Annotated in this window: 3 protein-coding genes; 2 read left to right on the top strand and 1 reads right to left on the bottom strand. The window is 67.8% G+C overall.

Annotation, left to right across the window (positions count from 1 at the left end; genetic code table 11):
- Positions 1–296: 296 nt before the first annotated feature.
- Entirely contained in the window at positions 297–1,067 is a 771-nt protein-coding gene (locus AC6LJ2_RS29935; protein WP_445656439.1) for an SDR family oxidoreductase, read from the bottom strand.
- Between the two features lie 283 nt (positions 1,068–1,350).
- Here AC6LJ2_RS29935 and AC6LJ2_RS29930 point away from each other — a divergent pair, with 283 nt between their 5' ends.
- Together AC6LJ2_RS29930 and AC6LJ2_RS29925 are read left to right on the top strand one after the other, a co-directional pair.
- Positions 1,351–2,073 carry a c-type cytochrome gene (locus AC6LJ2_RS29930; protein ID WP_445656440.1) on the top strand — a complete coding sequence of 241 codons (723 nt, stop codon included), beginning with the start codon at positions 1,351–1,353 and terminating at the stop codon, positions 2,071–2,073.
- A complete protein-coding gene (locus AC6LJ2_RS29925) occupies positions 2,070–3,083 on the top strand; it encodes a c-type cytochrome (RefSeq protein ID WP_263915570.1) in 1,014 nt (337 codons plus the stop codon). Before AC6LJ2_RS29930 ends, AC6LJ2_RS29925 begins: the two co-directional genes overlap by 4 nt.
- Positions 3,084–3,312 lie beyond the last annotated feature (229 nt).

Genomic DNA, 3,312 nt, shown 5'->3' with positions numbered 1-3,312 from the left:
GTGACAAACACGGCGGACTGTACGCCCCAATGCTCGGGGACGAGCTCTAGGCTCAAAGGGGGAACGGGCTGTACAGGGCCGATCAAACGAACTTCATACCCAACACGTCAAAGCATACAAGGGGGCTGCCCGCCCTTGGGGCGGCCCGACGCGCGGGCGGCTGTTCTAGCATGAGATTGGTGCGCCACCCCAGGCTGCCCCGCCTTGGGGCGGCCCGGCGGCGGGGCGGGCTTTCTTGCGACCAATAAAAAAGGCGCCTGACGGCGCCTTTTGCTTGACGGCCTGCTTTCGCTAGTTCAGCCACGCCCCACGAACGGCATATTGGTGGCCATGATGGTCATGAACTGCACGTTGGCTTCCAGCGGCAGGCGGGCCATGGCGGCGACGGCCTGGGCGACGTGGGCGACGTCCATGCGCGGCTCGACCTTGGTGCTGCCGTCGGCCTGCAGGATGCCCGCCGCCATGCGCTCGGTCATCTCGGTGGCCGCATTGCCGATGTCGATCTGGCCGCAGGCGATGTGATAGGGGCGGCAATCGAGCGAAATCGACTTGGTCAGGCCCGTCACGGCATGCTTGGTGGCCGTGTAGGCAATCGAGAACGGCCGCGGCGCATGCGCCGAGATCGAACCGTTGTTGATGATGCGGCCGCCTTGCGGCGTCTGCGCCTTCATGACGCGGATCGCGGCCTGGGCGCACAGGAACATGCCGGTCAGGTTGGTGTCGACCACCTCGCGCCAGAGCGACACCGGCAGCTCTTCGATCGGCATCGCAGGCGCACCGCGGCCGGCATTGTTGAACAGCACGTCCAGCCGGCCGTACTCGCGTTGCGTCGCGTCGAACAGCTCGCGCACCGCCTGCTCGTCGGACACGTCGGTCGGCACGACCAACGCCCTGACGCCGTCTTCGCCCGCCGCCGTGCGGGTGGCCTCGAGCGGTTCGCGCCGGCGGCCCGCCAACACCACGCGATAACCCTGCGCCAGGAATTCCAGCGCCACCGCGCGGCCTATGCCGGTGCCTGCGCCCGTCACCAGGGCAACGCGCGGGGGGTCGATCTCGTTCGTGTGCATCGGATTCTCCTTGTTATCGATCGGCGAAATGCTACCCGAATCGATCTGGCCATGCTGAAAGCGAACGTTCCAGGGTTCCCCGTCAGCCCGACTGTCCACGCAAGCAAATGAAACGGCGCGCGCCGCATCAATCTCCGCGCGATGTGCTGATCTGTCACAACCTTTTATATAATTTCTGGAAATTAACTTATTACTCAAAATCAATAACTGGACGGAGACCTCCTCCATGCCTTTACGGCCCCTGTCTTCATGGCCCCAATCATTGCGGCCCCTGCCTGTAAGTTTGCAGCCGTTTCGTCTACGGTCCTGTACGGTCGCTCGCTGGGCGGGCGCGCTGGCCCTGGGCGCCAGCGCCTTGGCCAGCGCTCAAGGCGCGCCTGACGGCCAACTGATCAGCACCCAGGGCGCCAACGGCGCGCCCGCCTGTGTCACCTGCCATGGCGCCAAGGGCGAAGGCAATGCCGTCGCCGGCTTTCCGCACCTGGCGGGCATGGGCGCCGCCTACCTGGCCGAACAGCTCGAAGCCATGGCCAATGGCTCGCGCGTCAGCCCGGTGATGGCGCCCACGGCCAAGGCGCTAAGCCCCGCCCAGCGCCAGGCCGTGGCGCAGTACTACGCCCAACTGCCTTCGCCGCTGAACATCGACCGCCTCGCCGCCACCGCACAGCAACCCGCCAAGGCCGACGATACCGGCGCCTGGCTCGCCAACCGCGGCGCCTGGGACAAAAACGTGCCCGCGTGCAATCAGTGCCATGGCCCCGGCGGCATCGGCGTGGGCGCCAACTTTCCCAGCCTGGCCGGCCAGCCTGCCGCCTACATCGCCGGCCAGTTGCGCGCCTGGCGCCAGGGCCAGCGTCCGCCCGGCCCACTGGGCCTGATGCCGGCCGTCGCCACCCGCCTGAGCGACGCCGAGATCGACGCCGTGTCCGCCTATTACGCCGGCCTGCCCAAGGCGGCCGACCTGCTTGCCGCGCAAGCCACCCCCGCCGCGGGAGCCAAGCCATGAATTCGATGTCCCGCCGACTCTCCGACCGGCTTGTCGCCCGGATCCCAAGCCGCGGCGCCGCCCGACGCGCCGATCAGGCCACCGGCCGCCGCGCCACCGCCCTGCTCGCCGCGCTGGCCCTGGCCGGCGGCCTGGCCGCCCCTGCTGCCCGCGCCGCCGGTCCCGTCGCCGATGCCCGCCCCGCCTTCACGCCCCCCACCGCCGCCTCGCTGCCCGACAGCGAGTTCGGCAAGATCGTGCGCCAGGGCGAGCAGATCTTCCTGCACACCCCGCAGAACGCCGCCAAGTTCGTCGGCAACGACCTGAACTGCGTCAGTTGCCACCTGGACGCCGGCCGCCGCGCCGATTCCGCGCCGATGTGGGCGGCCTACGTGCTGTATCCCGCCTACCGCGCCAAGAACGGCCACGTCAACACGCTGGCCGAGCGCCTGCAAGGCTGTTTCCGCTTCAGCATGAACGGCAAGGCGCCCGCGGCCGACGATCCCGTGCTGACCGCCCTGCAGACCTACATGTTCTGGCTGGCCAGCAAGGCGCCCACCGGCGTGGCGCTCAAGGGCCAGGGCTACCTGAAGCTGCCCGCGCCGGCCCAGAAGGCGGACTACGTGCGCGGTGGCGAGGTCTATGCGCAGTACTGCGCCGTCTGCCACGGCGACAAGGGCCAGGGCCAGAAGAACGGCTCGCACTGGGTCTTCCCGGCGCTTTGGGGGCCGGACTCGTTCAACTGGGGCGCGGGCATGCACCAGATCGGCAACGCCGCCGGCTTCATCAAGGCCAACATGCCCTTGGGCCAGGCCGGCATGCTGAGCGACCAGGAAGCGTGGGACGTGGCGTATTTCATGAACGCGCACGAACGCCCGCAGGACCCGCGCTACACCGACTCGGTCGCCAAGACCCGCGCCAAGTACCACGATTCGGACGACTCGCTGTACGGCCTGGAAGTCAACGGCCACCTGCTCGGCAGCGACTCGCCCGCGCCGGGCGGCAAGCTGGTGCAGGCGGCCGCCCAATAATCGACGCCGGATAGGCAAGCCCAGGCAAAGCGGGGCCAAATGCCTGGCAAGCGTCTCCGGCGCCGAACCATCGCCGAAAGACGTTCCCCGCAAAATCGCGCGGCGCGGCGGGGTTTCCCCCGCCCCCCCTGTCTTTTATTCACACCTCCCCGGCCACCAGACCTGTTGGTTCATCTCGTATTCCCTCCTCTGCTTTGACAAAACAAAACAACTATTTATATATTTGACT

This window comes from Achromobacter sp. 1014246743 (assembly GCF_059760725.1).
Note: the sequence above shows the minus strand (reverse complement) of the source record. Positions and strands in the feature narration are given on the sequence as shown.